General features: G+C 43.2%; 15 protein-coding genes. 3 read left to right on the top strand and 12 right to left on the bottom strand.

Features of this window, described 5'->3' with window-relative positions; translation table 11 throughout:
* Nucleotides 1-67 precede the first annotated feature (67 nt).
* From ftsA to G564_RS0114410, 12 genes are read right to left on the bottom strand one after another with little or no spacing between them, the layout of a single operon-like run.
* Complete coding sequence (gene ftsA / locus G564_RS0114465; protein WP_029038289.1) at nt 68-1,405, bottom strand: cell division protein FtsA; 1,338 nt, start codon at nt 1,403-1,405, stop codon at nt 68-70.
* Between the two features lie 3 nt (nt 1,406-1,408).
* Nucleotides 1,409-2,089 carry a cell division protein FtsQ/DivIB gene (locus G564_RS0114460; RefSeq protein WP_245583699.1) on the bottom strand — a complete coding sequence of 227 codons (681 nt, stop codon included), beginning with the start codon at nt 2,087-2,089 and terminating at the stop codon, nt 1,409-1,411.
* 25 nt (nt 2,090-2,114) lie between these two features.
* Complete coding sequence (gene murC, locus G564_RS0114455) at nt 2,115-3,470, bottom strand: UDP-N-acetylmuramate--L-alanine ligase (RefSeq protein WP_029038287.1); 1,356 nt, start codon at nt 3,468-3,470, stop codon at nt 2,115-2,117.
* Between the two features lies 1 nt (nt 3,471).
* Entirely contained in the window at nt 3,472-4,575 is a 1,104-nt protein-coding gene (gene murG / locus G564_RS0114450; protein WP_029038286.1) for an undecaprenyldiphospho-muramoylpentapeptide beta-N-acetylglucosaminyltransferase, read from the bottom strand.
* Nucleotides 4,572-5,780 (bottom strand): FtsW/RodA/SpoVE family cell cycle protein, encoded by a 1,209-nt coding sequence (locus G564_RS0114445; protein WP_029038285.1) that lies wholly within the window; start codon nt 5,778-5,780, stop codon nt 4,572-4,574. The genes murG and G564_RS0114445 overlap by 4 nt, the downstream gene beginning before the upstream one ends.
* 27 nt (nt 5,781-5,807) lie before the next feature.
* Nucleotides 5,808-7,169, bottom strand: coding sequence for a UDP-N-acetylmuramoyl-L-alanine--D-glutamate ligase (gene murD / locus G564_RS0114440; protein ID WP_051205507.1), 1,362 nt, complete (start codon nt 7,167-7,169; stop codon nt 5,808-5,810).
* Nucleotides 7,169-8,410, bottom strand: coding sequence for a phospho-N-acetylmuramoyl-pentapeptide-transferase (gene mraY, locus G564_RS0114435; protein ID WP_029038283.1), 1,242 nt, complete (start codon nt 8,408-8,410; stop codon nt 7,169-7,171). The genes murD and mraY overlap by 1 nt, the downstream gene beginning before the upstream one ends.
* A 26-nt stretch (nt 8,411-8,436) precedes the next feature.
* On the bottom strand, nt 8,437-9,900 hold the full coding sequence (locus tag G564_RS0114430) for a UDP-N-acetylmuramoyl-L-alanyl-D-glutamate--2,6-diaminopimelate ligase (protein WP_029038282.1): 1,464 nt from the start codon (nt 9,898-9,900) through the stop codon (nt 8,437-8,439).
* Nucleotides 9,897-11,903 carry a penicillin-binding protein gene (locus G564_RS0114425; protein WP_029038281.1) on the bottom strand — a complete coding sequence of 669 codons (2,007 nt, stop codon included), beginning with the start codon at nt 11,901-11,903 and terminating at the stop codon, nt 9,897-9,899. Before G564_RS0114425 ends, G564_RS0114430 begins: the two co-directional genes overlap by 4 nt.
* Nucleotides 11,904-11,908: 5 nt before the next feature.
* Nucleotides 11,909-12,226, bottom strand: coding sequence for an FtsL-like putative cell division protein (locus G564_RS0114420; protein ID WP_029038280.1), 318 nt, complete (start codon nt 12,224-12,226; stop codon nt 11,909-11,911).
* Nucleotides 12,227-13,126, bottom strand: coding sequence for a 16S rRNA (cytosine(1402)-N(4))-methyltransferase RsmH (gene rsmH / locus G564_RS0114415; protein WP_029038279.1), 900 nt, complete (start codon nt 13,124-13,126; stop codon nt 12,227-12,229).
* Nucleotides 13,113-13,583 (bottom strand): division/cell wall cluster transcriptional repressor MraZ, encoded by a 471-nt coding sequence (locus tag G564_RS0114410; RefSeq protein WP_029038278.1) that lies wholly within the window; start codon nt 13,581-13,583, stop codon nt 13,113-13,115. Before G564_RS0114410 ends, rsmH begins: the two co-directional genes overlap by 14 nt.
* 286 nt (nt 13,584-13,869) lie before the next feature.
* Here G564_RS0114410 and G564_RS0114405 point away from each other — a divergent pair, with 286 nt between their 5' ends.
* From G564_RS0114405 to G564_RS0114390, 3 genes are all read left to right on the top strand, one after another.
* Complete coding sequence (locus tag G564_RS0114405; RefSeq protein ID WP_029038277.1) at nt 13,870-14,634, top strand: alpha/beta fold hydrolase; 765 nt, start codon at nt 13,870-13,872, stop codon at nt 14,632-14,634.
* Between the two features lie 9 nt (nt 14,635-14,643).
* Nucleotides 14,644-15,252, top strand: a complete 609-nt coding sequence (gene yihA / locus G564_RS0114400; RefSeq protein WP_029038276.1) for a ribosome biogenesis GTP-binding protein YihA/YsxC — start codon at nt 14,644-14,646, stop codon at nt 15,250-15,252.
* A gap of 454 nt (nt 15,253-15,706) precedes the next feature.
* A partial coding sequence (locus G564_RS0114390; RefSeq protein ID WP_037374123.1) for an IS110 family transposase occupies nt 15,707-16,127 on the top strand: 421 nt, incomplete at its 3' end.

Genomic DNA, 16,127 nt, shown 5'->3' with positions numbered 1-16,127 from the left:
ATTCTGTTTTACTGGTTTTGTACTTCTTTTATCTTTCTTTTTCATAGTAATTCTTATGCCGACTTTCCTACTCGGCGTTGTCTAAAAAATCTTTGAATTTTTCAAACCATTTCTCAAATATTGTTCTGCGTGGCTGACTAATAGTAGTTGGCTCTTCCCGCTCCTCTTCCTCTGTTGGAACAGCTGTGGGAGTAGTGCCTGCCGCTACTGTCTCTTCTTCTTCCTCCTTATGAGGATGCTTGCTGTTGATCTCAAGGCTGTTCAACACAAGCCCAACTGCGGTGGCAAATACCGGGCTCGTAGTTTCAGAATCACTGTCCCCGGCCAAATGTTCATTAGGATATCCAATCCTGGTATCCATTCCGGTGATATATTCCACCAGCTGCTTGATGTGCTTTAATTGTGCACCACCTCCGGTCAATACGATACCGGCAATTAATTTTTTCTTTTGCTCTTCGTGACCGTAATTCTTGATCTCGAGGTAAACCTGCTCAATGATCTCCACAACTCTGGCGTGGATGATCTTGGACAGATTTTTTAGTGTTATTTCTTTTGGCTCTCTACCTCGAAGTCCGGGAATTGAAACAATTTCATTGTCCTTGTTCTCTCCCGGCCAGGCCGATCCAAATTTCACTTTTAGCAACTCTGCCTGCTTTTCAATGATCGAACAGCCTTCCTTGATATCTTCTGTGATCACACCGCCACCAAATGGAATTACTGCTGTGTGACGAATAATCCCATCTTTGAAGATGGCAAGATCTGTAGTACCACCACCAATATCAACCAACGCCACTCCGGCTTCTTTTTCTTCCTGACTTAGAACCGCATTTGCAGATGCCAGTGGTTCTAAGGTGACTGCCGAAAGTTCCAATCCTGAGCTCTTCACACATCTTCCAACATTTCTAATAGAAGAAACCTGTCCAACTACCACATGAAAATTGGCTTCAAGCCTTCCGCCGTACATCCCGATAGGCTCTTTAATTTCAGCCTGCCCGTCAACCTTGAATTCCTGAGGTAAAACATGGATGATCTCCTCTCCCGGAAGCATCACCAGCTTGTGTACCTGGTTACAAAGGGTTTCAATGTCACTGGCATCGATAACCTCATCCGGGTTAGGACGCGTGATATAATCACTGTGCTGTAAACTGCGAATGTGCTGACCGGCTATACCTACCACCACATCTTTGATCTTCATTCCGCTATCGGCCTCTGCCTCCTGTATCGCCTGCTGGATGGACTGTATCGTCTGGGTAATATTGTTTACCACTCCACGGTGCACCCCAAGGCTCTTGGCCTTTCCTATTCCAATGATCTCCATTTTTCCGTAATCATTCTTACGGCCGATCATGGCTACGATCTTAGTAGTTCCAATATCTAATCCTACTGCGATGTCGTTCTGTTCCATACTTTACTTTTTAGTGCATACAACCTGGTCACCAAATTGCAGATCCACTTTTTGATATGCGTCAAGCTTTTTATCTTTCAGTGCCTTCTGATAAAAAGCTTTAAAATTTTTAAACTTTAATTCGATGTCTTTTACTTCTCCAAACACCAGCACAAAATCCAGCTTTCTCAGTGATATTTCGTACTTCCCATCTCTCCTGCGTTGTAGTTCTGTTACATGCCTGGTGAGAAATTCATCCTTTGTGATATAGTCCACCAGCGGGAAAACTTCCTTTAGGTGCTCTTCCCTAACGCCCGTCAACACAGGCACTCTTGCCGAATAATACTCTGAAAGAGGCATTTTAAAGCCCTGTCTGTCAAGGTAAAAAGGTGCACTTGCCATCACTCTACCCAAAGGTTTTCTCTGGGTGATCTTTGCTCCCATCTTTCCGTCAACACTAAGAAAAACTTCAGCATTTTCGACCATCTCATGTGATTCCAGAAGGCTTTCCACCCTATTCAAATCTAAAGTTTCTTTACCTATACTCTTAACCCTTATCTCATTTTGTATTAACAATTTATTAACCGCTTCTTCAGTGAGATACAGGTTTTCATCATTGGTAAATTGCAGATTTACTTCGGAAAGAATCCGGGCGTGATTGCGCTTTTCGGCGAATGCAAATAAAAAGAACGCAACGCCAATCACCAAGAAGGTTTTTATGTAATTCCAGTTAATTTTCACCTGCCAGTTTCTTTCTTATTTTTTCTACTTCTTCTCCAATATCCCCGGCGCCCATAAGCACCACTACCTCAGCATTTTTACATTTTATTGCTTCGGAAAGCTCTTCTTTTGAAACGAGCTGTTTTTTATCATTTTTGACCAGCTTCAGAAGCCATTCTGAAGTAATTCCCTCAATTGGCTTTTCCCGCGCCGGATAAATATCCAGCAGCAATAACTCATCAAACATTCCCAGGCTTTCCGCAAAGCCTTCAGCAAAATCCCGTGTGCGACTGAAGAGATGCGGTTGAAAAACTGCCAAAACCTTCTTCCCCGGATGCATTTCCCGAACCGCCTGATGCACCGCCGAAATCTCGGCAGGATGATGGGCGTAATCGTCAATTAATACCAGATTTTCCTGCTGTATGCGATAGGAAAACCTTCGCTGCACACCTTTAAATGAAGCCAAAGCTTTGGCAAGTGCTTCGGGGGGGGCACCGAATTCAATTGCCATTGCCAAAGCTGTGACTGCATTCTGTAAATTATGTTTTCCCGGAAGGCTCAATTCGAAGCCTTTATATGTTTTTTCTTTAGTTCTTAAATTGAAGTGATAACTGCCATTTTTGACACTTATGTTAACCGCAGCTATGTCGGCATCATCGTCCACTCCTACAGATATCCCCTCAAGCGGAAGCCCGTTTGCAAAAAACAGTTTTCCGTCCTCCGGTACCAGGGCTGCAAATGCCCTGAAAGATTCTTTGATCTGGATATCATCCCCGTAAATGTCGAGATGATCGGCGTCCATAGAAGTAATGGCTGCCAGATTGGGTGAAAGCTTTAAAAAGGAACGATCAAATTCATCTGCTTCGACCACCATAGCCTCATCACCACCTAGTATAAGATTAGATGCGTAATTCTCTGATATACCTCCCAAAAATGCAGTTATTTTATTGCCTGTTTCCTTGAGCAAATGTGCCAGCATAGTACTGGTGGTGGTTTTTCCATGAGTTCCCGCGACTGCAAGCGTAAGATGACCGGCGGTAAGATTTCCAAGCACCCCCGCACGTTTCTCCATGGTATAGCTATCGGCTGTAAAATGCACATATTGTGGGTGATCCTGGGGGATGGCAGGAGTGTAAACTACCAGGGATTCGCGGTCTTGTAAGATCGCTTCTGGCAGATCTTCGACTGCGCTTGACGTGATCACTTGTATTCCTTCTTTTTGAAGTTCGCGCGTAATCTCAGAATGGACACGGTCATAACCCGAAACATTTTTTCCATCGGAATGAAAATAGCGGGCAAGGGCACTCATGCCTATGCCTCCAATCCCTATGAAATAAATGTTCTTTATGTTATCGTAGTATCCCATATTATCTTCTGGTCTTCAATAATTTTTCCACTTCATTCACAATGTTTCCTGTAGCAAAAGGCTTCTCCAGAGCTTTGATGTTTTTGCCCAGACTCTTCATTTTCTCTTCCGATTCTACAAGCGGAAAGAAAATTGACCTGAAGCCCTGCTCCAAATGACTTTCTGAAAGTATTACGGCAGCGTCCTTTTCGGCCACGGCCATGGCATTCTTTGTCTGGTGATCTTCGGCCACATTAGGCGACGGAATGAAAACCACCGGCTTTCCAACAATGCACAATTCTGAGACTGTCCCTGCACCCGCACGCGAAATAATAATATCTGCCGCGGAATATGCAAGATCCATCCTCTTCAAAAATGCGAAAGTCTGGATATGTTCTTTTTCAGCATATTTACTGTATTCATCGTAGTAAAGACTTCCGGTTTGCCATAGCACCTGCAAATTGTGTTTCTCAAACTCCTTCAGGTTGTCTTCGATCAATTGATTGATCTTCCTGGCTCCAAGACTCCCGCCAAGAACAAGTACTGTCTTCTTTGAAGGATCAATTCCGAAGAATTTTTGCGCCTCTTCACGTTTTGAAGTCACATCCAAAAGATCCTGTCTTACCGGGTTACCTGTAAGTACGATCTTTTCCGCAGGGAAAAACCTGTGCATATCTGGATAAGCAACACAAATAGTATTTGCCCCTTTCGCAAGCAATTTATTGGTGATCCCGGGATAGGAATTCTGCTCCTGGATCAAAGTGGGGATATTCTCCCTGTTAGCCATTTGCAATAGAGGTCCGCTGGCGAATCCGCCGGTACCAATCACCACATCTGGCTGAAATTTCTTTATAATATCTCGTGCCTTCCACAAGCTTTTCACAAGCTTTACCGGGAACAGCAGATTTTTGGCAGTAAGCCTGCGCTGAATTCCGCTAATCCACAATCCTTCTATTTTATAGCCAGCCTCAGGGACTTTTTGCATTTCCATCCTGTCTTCGGCTCCTACAAACAGGATCTCGCAGGTGGGATAGCGCAACTTTAATTCATTGGCAATAGAAATTGCCGGAAAGATATGTCCTCCCGTGCCGCCACCTGATATTATAACCCGTAACTGATTTGTCATATTGCCTCGCTTAAAATTTCCAATGGATTATCTTCATCTGCCGGTCTTTCGTCTTTTTCCTGCTGCAGTTCTTCCTCGCGTTTGGCACTAACACTCAAAACCATTCCCAGAGCAAGACAGGTCATCCAGATGGACGATCCCCCGCTACTGATCAATGGCAGGTTCTGCCCCGTAACCGGAAACAACTCCACTGCCACGGCCATGTTCACCAGCGCCTGAAAAACTATAGGCAGGCCCACGCCAATGACCAGTAATTTCCCAAAAACCGAATTGGCTTTTGTAGCCACAATAATTATTCTAAAAAACAGCATGAGGTAGGCTAACATCACTCCTATTCCTCCAATGAGCCCCATTTCCTCAACTATAATGGCGTAAATAAAATCTGAAGAGGACTGCGGCAGGAAATTCCGCTGCACACTTTTTCCTATTCCCTGGCCGGCAATTCCACCACTGGCGATGGCGATCTTTGCCTTTTCGATCTGGTAATCGGCTTCAGTCACTTCATCATTCGTAAAATTCTCGACCCGGCTAATCCAGGTATCCACCCTATGCGGAAATAATCCCGGAAATGCCTTTGCTGACAACATGAAAATTGACAGGAAAATGATGCCGGCGCCAAGAATGGCTCCTATGTATTTCAAAGGATAACCTCCAATAAACACCACCAGAAGTACCATGGCAAATAAAATGGCTGTAGTTGAAAAATTGGCCGGCAGGATCAATCCTAACACCAATGCAACCGGTACCCAAAGCGGTAAAATAGATTTCTTAAAAGTGAAAGTTTGATCTTTCATTTTTGCCATATACCTCGCCACGTAGGTTAGTAGGACTACCGAGGCCAGCGTGGAGGTCTGGAATGTCTTATTTAAAAATGGAATGGTGACCCAGCGGCTGGCATTTGCCCCGTCTATGACCATTCCCTGCGAGACCGTAAAGGCCAGCAGCAGTATAAGAATGGGGAGTACCAGGATAGAAAGTCCCACAAAATAATGATAGGGAACTTTATGTACAAAGAACATGATCACAAAGCCAAGGAAGAGGTAGATGAAATGGTTTACCAGGTACGGGAAAGTACTTCCGTCCCCGTACAGGTACGCCAGGTTACTACTGGAGCTGTAAACCGGAAGGAACGAAAATATCGCCAGCAATCCGGCCGAAGCCCAGATAGTTTTATCACCTTTTATCCTTGAAAAAAGTCCTGTCATTAATTTCCTTTTTTGATACTTATTGTTTTACAGGTTTCTTACCGCCTCTTTGAATTGCCTTCCCCTGTCCTCATAGTTTTGGAATAGATCAAAACTTGCACAAGCCGGAGACAGCAATACCGTATCTCCTCTTTCGGCAAGACTGTATGCCTGTTGCACTGCCTCTTCCATCGAGCGGGTCTCTACGATCACATCGACACATTTTCCGAAAGCACTTAGAATTGGTTCATTATTTACTCCAAGACAAACTATTGCCTTGACCTTTTCATTGACCAGCGGCAATAGATCTGCATATTCATTGCCTTTATCTACGCCGCCTACTATCCAAACGGTTTCAGACTCCATACTTTCCAAAGCATAGTAAGTAGCATTAACATTTGTTGCTTTGGAATCATTGATATACTGGACATTGTTGATCTTTAGCACCTTTTCAAGACGGTGTTCCACCCCCTGAAAGCTTTCCATACTTTGCCTGATCGTTTCTTTTCTAATGCGTAATAATTGTGCAACAGTAGCTGCGGCCATCGCATTTTTGGCGTTGTGTTTTCCTTCTAAGGTTAAATTGGATGTAGACATGGTCAATTCTGAGTTATCTGTGCGAATAATAAGTTGTTGGTCTTTTATAAAAGCTCCTTTTTCAAATTCCTCCAGGAGTGAAAAAGGCAATTTTTGGGATTGTATTGGGTTCTCTCTAAGCCATTTCATGATCACAGGATCATCTGCATCATAAATGAAATAATCTTCTTTTGTCTGATTCTTTACAATTCTGAATTTACTGGCGATGTACTGGTTGAAATCATGCCGGTACCTGTCCAGATGGTCCGGGGTTATGTTTGTTAATACTGCAATATGCGGACGGAATTCCTCTATGCCATCCAGCTGAAAACTGCTAAGCTCCAGCACATAATGATCTGCATTGGTTTCGGCGACCTGTTTGGCAAAACTTTGGCCCACATTGCCGGCCATCCCCACGTTTAGTCCGCCGTCTTTCAACAGGTGGTGTGTGAGCATGGTGGTGGTCGTTTTTCCATTGCTCCCGGTAATACCTACCAAAACTGCATTGGTAAAGCTGTAGGCAAATTCGATCTCTGAGATCACCGGAATTCCCTTTCCTCTTAGCCGACTGACGAGGGGGGCATCGTCAGGTATCCCCGGACTTTTCATTACCAGGTCGGCTTTGAAGATCTTTTCTTCGGAATGTTGCTCCTCTTCCCAGTCTATTTCATGTTCATTAAGCCGAGCCTTGAATTGATCTTTTATCTTTCCTTTGTCTGAAACAAATGTGCGGAAACCTTCCTTTTTGCCCAGGATGGCTGTACCCACACCGCTCTCCCCTCCGCCAAGAATGACGAGGAAATTGCGGTCTTTATTTTTTGTTTCTGTTGGCATTATCTAATCTTCAGTGTTACTATGGTTACGATGGCCAGGAAGATCCCAATGATCCAAAATCTTACTACGATCTTACTTTCATGAAATCCTGCCTTTTGAAAATGATGGTGTAAAGGCGACATCAGGAAGATCCTTCTTCCTTCCCCGTATTTTCTCCGGGTATATTTGAACCAGCCTACCTGCATCACTACAGACAGGTTCTCAATTAAAAACACGCCGCAGAGAATTGGGATCAATAATTCTTTCCTGGTGGCAAGTGCAAGTACAGCAATGATTCCCCCAATGGTAAGACTTCCCGTATCCCCCATAAAAACCTGGGCGGGGAAAGTGTTATACCAAAGAAATCCAACCAATGCTCCCGCAAAGGCTGAAATATAGATCGTCATCTCCCCCGTTCTTGGTATGTACATCACATTCAGGTAATCTGAAAATATGATGTTACCCGATACCCAGGCGAAGATCCCCAGGGTAAGCACAATTATCGTCGAAGTTCCCGCTGCGAGGCCGTCAATGCCGTCGGTGAGATTAGCGCCGTTGGAAACTGCGGTTACAATAAAGATCACTATTGGAATAAAGATCAGCCAGGCATATTGAGCATACGCTGGATTAATCCAGGTTATAAGACTTGCATAGTCGAATTCATTGTCCTTTACAAATGGAATTGTCGTTTTGGTCGATTTTTCTTCCGCAGAAGTCGGTACGGGATTTTCAGCTGAAGAGATCAGCTCCACCTGCTGATTCACTCCCGGCAGCTGCGGATTCTCATTAATGGTAATATCCGGGTGAAAATAAATTGTAGCTCCAACAATGATCCCAAGCCCTACCTGGCCTATCACCTTAAAAATACCTTTTAAACCTTCTTTGTCTTTTCTGAAGGTCTTGATATAATCATCCAGAAATCCAATCGCCCCCATCCAAAGGGTGGTCACGATCAAGAGGATCACATAAATGTTATCGAGTTTCGCAAGCAGCAATACGGGAATAAGAGTGGCAATGATGATGATGATTCCACCCATTGTAGGAGTTCCCGCTTTTTGTGTCTGGCCTTCAAGTCCAAGGTCCCTTACGCTCTCTCCAATCTGTTTTTTCTGAAGAAAATTGATGATCCTTTTTCCGTAAATGGTCGAAATCCCCAAAGACAGGATAATAGCCACTGCCGATCTAAAGGAGATATACTGGTATAGTCTCTCCCCCGGAAAGGTATAGGCTTCTTCAAGATATTCGAACAGATGGTATAACATATGTTTTAGTTCTTCTCCGGGAGAAATTATTTGTTTAATTCTTTTAAGGTTTCACTTACGATCTTGAAATCATCAAAATCCTTTCTTACGCCATTGATCTCCTGATAAGTTTCATGGCCTTTCCCGGCGATAAGGATGATATCATTGGGATTTGCCAGCTGGCAGGCAGTTTTTATTGCCTGTAACCTGTTTGTAACCGACATTACTTTCTTAAAATTCTGAGGCTCCACACCCGCTTCCACTTCTTCAATGATCTTATCGGGATCTTCTGTTCGTGGATTGTCGCTGGTAAAGATCACTTTTGTACTAAGTGCCGAAGCAATGTGCCCCATTTTTGGCCTTTTTGAGCGGTCACGATCTCCGCCGCATCCTACTACAGTGATCAATTCCTCATTCTTTGTGCGTATGCTATTGACGGTTTCGAGCACATTCTGAAGTGCATCGGGGGTGTGGGCATAATCTACAATTGCAGTGATCTTTCCTTCGGAAATATGGTACTGAAACCTTCCGCTTACAGCATCAAGTTCACTGATGTATTTGAGACTCTCAAGAGTTGTTAGTCCGAGTAATTCTGAAGCGGCATAGATCGCCAGAATGTTATAGGCATTGAAATTTCCGATTAATTTGGTCCAGACTTCCTGTTCGTTGATCTTAAGCAGCATTCCGCCGAAACCATTTTCCAGGATCTGTGCCTTATAATCGGCTACAGACTTGAGCCCGTAACTATATTTTTTGGCCCTGGTATTCTGAAGCATCACCTTTCCATTCTTATCATCACTGTTGGTCAAAGCGAAAGCTGAAGCAGGAAGCTGGTCAAAAAAGGCTTTTTTGACATCCCTGTATTCTGCGAAGCTGTTGTGATAATCGAGGTGCTCGTGAGTAAGATTGGTAAAGATCCCACCCGCGAAATTTAATCCGGTGGTGCGGTGTTGAGCGATCCCGTGTGAACTCACTTCCATGAAACAATACTCAACACCGGCTTCATTCATCTTCCTGAGGTAGGAGTTAATGGTAAGAGAATCCGGTGTGGTATGTGTGGCTGGGAAAGTTTCCCCTGCTACCCTCACTTTAACGGTAGAAAGTAATCCCACTTTAAATCCGGCTTTTGTAAAGAGTTGGTAGAGCAGGGAAGCAACAGTGGTTTTGCCGTTGGTACCGGTAACACCAACAAGTTTCAGGTTTCCGGAAGGATTTCCGTAGAAATTATCGGCTATATACGCCAATGCCTGCTGTGAATTTTTCACTTTCACGTAAGTAATTCCGTTCACAGTAGCTTTAGGCATCTCCTCGCAAATAATCGCAAGGGCACCCTGCTCCACAGCCTTGTCAATATAAGTGTGACCATCTGTTTGCGTACCTCTTATTGCCACAAACACATCATTGAACCCGACTTTTCGGGAATCGAAATGAATATCATTAACAGCAATGTTGGTGTTTCCAATAACCGCCTCCAGGGAAACCCTGTATAATATGTCTTTTAAATAGATCAACTTAATTTTAATTTTATTACCTGGTCTTTTCCGATCTTCGTTCCCGGCTGTACAGATTGCTGACTTACCTCTCCATTTCCGGAAAGTTCATATTTCACTCCCAGGTTTTCCAAAAGGGAAACAGCATCCATAGCGGGCATTCCGGTTAGATCGGGCATTACCTCATTCAGGTTTCGCGCTGTGGCAAAATATTTTTCAAAATTCTTTTCAATTTCAGGTTTGGTCGCCTCAAGACTCTCAAACTCATCCAGCACCGGTGTATCTGTAAAGATCTTTTGCGCAATCCTTTTAAAAACCGGCCCGCTTACGTCGGCCCCATAATATCCTGTCTTATTATTTGGTTTATGGATCACCACGATGCAGGAATACTTCGGATTTTCAACAGGGAAAAATCCAACAAATGAAGAGATGTACTGGGGATTCTGGGCCCAGCCCTCTTTCCAGTATTCTGTTTGAGCAGTTCCCGTTTTGCCGGCCATTGAAAAATTAGGCTCATATAAACTCTTTCCGGTTCCACGTTCCACCACGTTCTTCAGCATGTCTGTCACTTTAGCCACAGTTTCGGGACTGCATATCTGCGGATCGATCACTTTCTTTTCAAATTTTTCAATGGTCTTGTCCCATTCCTTGACTTCTTTTATGAAACGCGGCTTTACCATCTCACCGCCATTGGCAATCGCGTTGTAAAAAGTGAGGGTTTGCAGCGGAGTGAGCTGGATACTTCCGTAGCCATAAGCCATCCACGGCAAAGAAAGACCCGACCAGGTTTTATCCCCCGGATAGGGTATATAAGGAGTACCTTCCCCTTTGATAGCCAAACCGAGGCTTTCGTTTAGATGCATTGTGTTGAGGCCGTCAACGAATTTCTTTGGCTGGTCTTTGTAATTATCGTAGATCAGTTTCACAATTCCGACGTTGGAAGACACCTCAAATGCTTTTCCTGCAGTGATCTTTCCATAACCTCCGTGCTTGGAATCCCGCACTCTACGACGGTGTATCACCATGATCCCTTTTTCTGTATCTACAACTGTGCTGGTATCGATCACCTTGTCTTCCAAAGCTACAACCATGGCCATTAATTTAAACGTAGAACCCGGCTCATGAGCTTCGCCCACTGCATAGTTGAGCTTTTCGAAATAAGTTCCTTTCGAGGTACGGCCAAGATTTGAAATAGCTTTTATTTCTCCCGTGGAGGTTTCCATAACCACCACCGAGCCATGATCGGCTTCATACTTTTCCAGCTGCTGCAGCAAGGCGTGATGCGCAATGTCCTGGATCTTTACATCAATCGTTGAGATCAGATCGTAACCGTCTTTTGGTTCGACTTCATTATTATCACTAATAGGTTTCCACTGGCCTTTAGCGATCCGCTGTTTAAGACGCTTACCTTCTTTCCCTCTTAAATAAGGTCCAAAAGCTCCTTCCAGGCCTACACGGGTAAAGTATCCACTGTCATCCTGCCGCTCATAGCCTACGGTCCTTTCAGCCATAGTACCGAGGGGATGTTCGCGTACCGTCCTCTGCTCCACGATAATTCCGCCGCGATTGGAACCCAGCTTAAACATAGGGAACTTCTTTACCCTAATATATTCTGAGTAGCCAAGATTACGGGCAATAAGAAGGTATCTGTGTTTATTGGCCCTTGCAGTTCTAAGTTTTTGAGCCCAGTGAGAAGAAGATTTCCCGAACATCTCCGAAAGCTCTTCTGATAATGGCCCTACATTTTCCTGAAAGTGTTTTTCTGATACGGTCACCGCATCAAACCTGATGTCGTACTTAGGAATGGAAGTAGCAAGAAGATTTCCATTGGTATCATAAAGATTCCCCCGGTTTGCCGGAATAACAAAATTCCGGTAGGTACGCTGCTCGGCGATCTCCCGGTAATTTTCCCCCTCCACGATCTGGATATTAAGCAGCTTCACACCCACCGCAATCGCGAACAAGAACATGCAGGCTGCCACAAAATAGATGCGGTACAATATGTGCTTTTCGGTGGTTGCCATTTGGCTTATTTTTTTTCTTTAACTACAATCTTGGTTGGTGGCACATCTGAAGGTTTGATCCCCCGGGTCACCATCCTTCTGGTAATGGTCGATTCCATTTTGAGCTTCATGAGATTGGATCTTCCGTCAAGGAACTGCGTCCTCAACTCCAGCACCTCATCATTGAGCTTTGCTATTTCATGTACCTTTTGTTCTGCACTGTGAGAGCTGCCAATCATAAAAATGGCAAGCAAGGTGCAAAACAGGATAAAACGCCAGTTGTTAAAAGCGTCGTTGCTTATTAGAAACTTACCTTTTAATATGTCGTATAAACTTTCCTTCATTTAGGCTAACCTCTCGGCTATTCTTAGTCTTGCACTTCGGGCGCGGTTATTTCTCTTTATTTCTTCGGAAGAAGGCACGATCATTTTTCCGACTTTTTGAAAGGGAACTGAAATATTTCCGTAGAAATCTTTTTCAGGCTCTCCTTCAAACAGACCACTCCTTATATATCTCTTTACCAAACGGTCTTCAAGGGAATGATAAGAAATAAGGCTTAATCGCCCTCCCGGTTTAAGCAGACCTTCCGTCTGCAACAAAAATTCTTTTAAAGCCTCGATCTCCTGATTCACCTCGATCCGAATGGCCTGATAGATCTGCGCGAGGATCTTGTGCTCCTTTCCCATTGGCAGAAAAGGCTGCAGGATCTCCTTTAACCTTTCACTGGTAGCAATCTCACCCTCTTTGCGGGCGGTGACAATGGTGCGGGCGATCTTTGGAGCATTTCTCAATTCCCCATAATTAAAAAGCACTGCTTTCAACTGCTTCTCCTCATAATTATTCACCACCTCAAAAGCACTTAGGCTGCTTTGCTGATTCATCCTCATATCCAGCTTAGATTCAAATCGTGTTGAAAATCCGCGTTCTGCCACATCAAACTGGTGAGAAGAGACTCCAAAGTCCCCAAGGATCCCATCAACTTTTTTTACTCCATAGAACCTTAGAAATCTTTTAATGAACCTGAAGTTCTCATTGATGAGAGTAAATCTTTCGTCGTCAATTTTATTTACAAGAGCATCTTTATCCTGATCAAAAGCGAACAGCTTTCCTTGCGGCCCCAATCGGCTGAGAATCTCCCGGGAATGCCCGCCACCACCAAAGGTGACGTCAACATAGATACCGGAAGGCTGAATATTCAACCCATCTACAGATTCTTCCAGTAATACCGGTTTATGATAGCTCATTGGCTCCGTTTTTATTACCCATTACACGTTCTGCCAGTTCGGCAAATTCTTCCGGGGGAGTATCTATTGCCTTTTCGTATCCTTCTTTATCCCAAATTTCAATGATATCAATAGGAGAAGCGATAACTACCTCCTTATTAATACCAGCAACCCGTATGAGGTCTTTAGGAATTAACAGACGGCCATTAGCATCCACCTCCACAATTTTAACACCTGCTGTAAATTTTCTTATAAAGTCCATGTTCTCCTTCACAAACCTGTTGAGCTTTCCCACTTCCTGCATGACTTCATTCCAGCGAACCATAGGATAAAGCTCCAGACAGTTGCCAAACAAGGAGCGTTTAAGCACAAAACCGTCCTGGATAATAGGCACTAACTGCTTCTTCATAGGCGCAGGAACCATGAGCCGCCCCTTTGCGTCTACCTTACATTCATATGTGCCAATGAGATTTACCACCCTAATAGTTTACGTTTCAAATATATTGAAATTTAAACCACATTTTACCACTTTTTACCACATTGTTGATAAATTTTCCACTTCATACCCTTTAAGCACCCCTTAAACCAACTACTTGAAGCCCTTTTAGTTGTGAAAGAAATTTGTTAAAAAAAATTAAACTTTTTCATTGGCCCTAAGTCAGGAAATGTGAAAATTGCAGCTATAAAAATTATGGCAGCTTCTGTAAAATCTATATACTTGTAGGGAAATCACTATATTTGCGAAGCTAACAGCAAAGGCATCAATGGAAAATAATTTAAGGGAAGAAGGAAAATTCAAGTATGTAGAGGAAGGTGAAGGAACACCTATTATTATCCTGCACGGGTTGATGGGAGGTTTAAGTAATTTTGAAGGGGTACTGAATTTTTTCCCGGCAAATGGATATAAAGTCGTTTTATTAAAATTACCACTCTACGAACTTTCTCTTTTAAAGACAAGTGTCGCGACTTTCGCGAAATTTCTGAAAGAATTTATCGATCATAAAAAATATGAGCAAGCGATACTCCTGGGGAATTCCCTTGGGGGACACATTGCTTTGTTGTGCACAAAACTCTATCCTGAAAGCATAAAGGCTCTGGTCATCACCGGAAGCTCCGGGTTATATGAAAGTGCAATGGGCGAAAGTTATCCTAAGCGAGGGGATTACGAATACATTCGAAAAAAGGCAGAAAATGTTTTTTACGATCCAAACATAGCAACCAAGGAAATTGTTGACGACGTTTTTGAGACAGTTAATGACCGAAACAAACTCATCAAAACTTTGGCTATTGCAAAGAGTGCAATAAGGCACAATATGTCAAAAGATCTTCCAAAGATGTTTACCCCCACCTGTATAATCTGGGGAAGAAATGACAACGTTACCCCTCCCGAGGTAGCCGAAGATTTCCACCGCCTTCTGCCCGATTCCAACCTTTACTGGATCGAAAAATGTGGTCATGCCGCCATGATGGAACACCCTGATGCTTTTAATGAGATCCTCTACAGGTGGTTGACCGCCCGGAAGTTATAAAACCACGCCATGAAAATTAAGTCGGCCGAATTTGTGATCAGCAATTCTGATGTATCCAAATGTCCGGATACAAAATTGCCGGAATATGCTTTTATTGGCCGGAGTAATGTCGGGAAGTCTTCTCTTATTAATGCTCTCACTAACCGGAAGGACCTTGCAAAAACATCAGGCCGGCCCGGAAAGACCCAGTTGATCAACCACTTTTTGATCAATAAAAGCTGGTTTCTGGTTGACCTGCCGGGATATGGTTATGCGCGCGTTTCCAAGTCGGCCAAAAAGACCTTTCAGAAGTTCATCACCCAGTATTTTGAAAAACGGGAGCAGATGCTCTGTGCTTTTGTCCTTATCGACAGTCGCCATAAACCTCAACCTATAGACATGGAATTCATGACCTGGTTGGGAGAGCATCAGGTGCCCTTCTGTATCATCTTTACGAAAGCCGACAAAATGAAACCAAAGGCTCTGGAAAGGAATATCAATGACTACCAGGCAGAGATGCTGCAAACCTGGACCGAAATGCCGCAGTATTTCGTCACCTCATCTGCAAATGGAATGGGAAGTGAAGAGGTATTGGCTTATATCCAAAACATCAACGAAAACCTTCTTCCGCAGAAATAGAATTCAAGATTCAAAGTTCAAGATTCAAGGTTTAAAGTTTTCTAAAAACCACCGTGACCTGACAACCGACTACTGTCCTCTCACCACTATCATATGACTACCTCGGTCGCTCCTATGAACGGTATGCTTAGGTTGTATATACAACCCGGGGTTTACACCCCGGGCTACCAATATTTCGCCCCTCGTATGTTTGAAAAATAGGAATTTTGTTCACTATAAATACTTTAAAATATATAATCTTAGTTACTTGAATCCTCAAAATTAATAATAGGAAGAAACAGGAATAGCAACATCGCCCCAGATAACAAATTTTGTATATCGACCCAGAGACTTTGCACTTGTTTCTTTTCTTCTTAAAATCTGAATAGTATCTAGGAAACAGGCCATGTTGTTTGTATTCCGTATAAACACGAGGAAAGATAAAAGAAGATATTCCTTAAACTTTAAACATATTATGAGTAAACTAATTATTGGTATTGACATTTCGATGAATGACTTCTATGCCTGTATTAAAGTAAGAACAGAAGATAACAGTATTAAGATAAAAGGAACTCGTTCCTTTGAAAATACAGATCAGGGATTTGAAAATTTCTTATCCTGGTCTTTAAAACAAAAAAAAGATGATGAGTGGTCGGTAAGATTTGTAATGGAAGCAACAGGAGTATATTACGAAAACCTTGCTTACTATCTTCATTCTCAGAACCAGAAGGTGTCAGTGGTGTTAGCTAATAAAATAAAAAACTACATTAAAAGTCTGAATGTGAAAACCAAAACAGATAAGGTAGATGCAAAGACCATTGCCAGTTTTGGAATAGAAAGAGAATTGGAGAACTGGGAGCCTATGTCTCCAATGTATAAAACTTTGAGAGATTTGT

It is taken from the genome of Salinimicrobium xinjiangense DSM 19287, assembly GCF_000423585.1.
Classification (GTDB): domain Bacteria; phylum Bacteroidota; class Bacteroidia; order Flavobacteriales; family Flavobacteriaceae; genus Salinimicrobium; species Salinimicrobium xinjiangense.
This window is presented reverse-complemented; position numbering and strand designations above follow the sequence as displayed.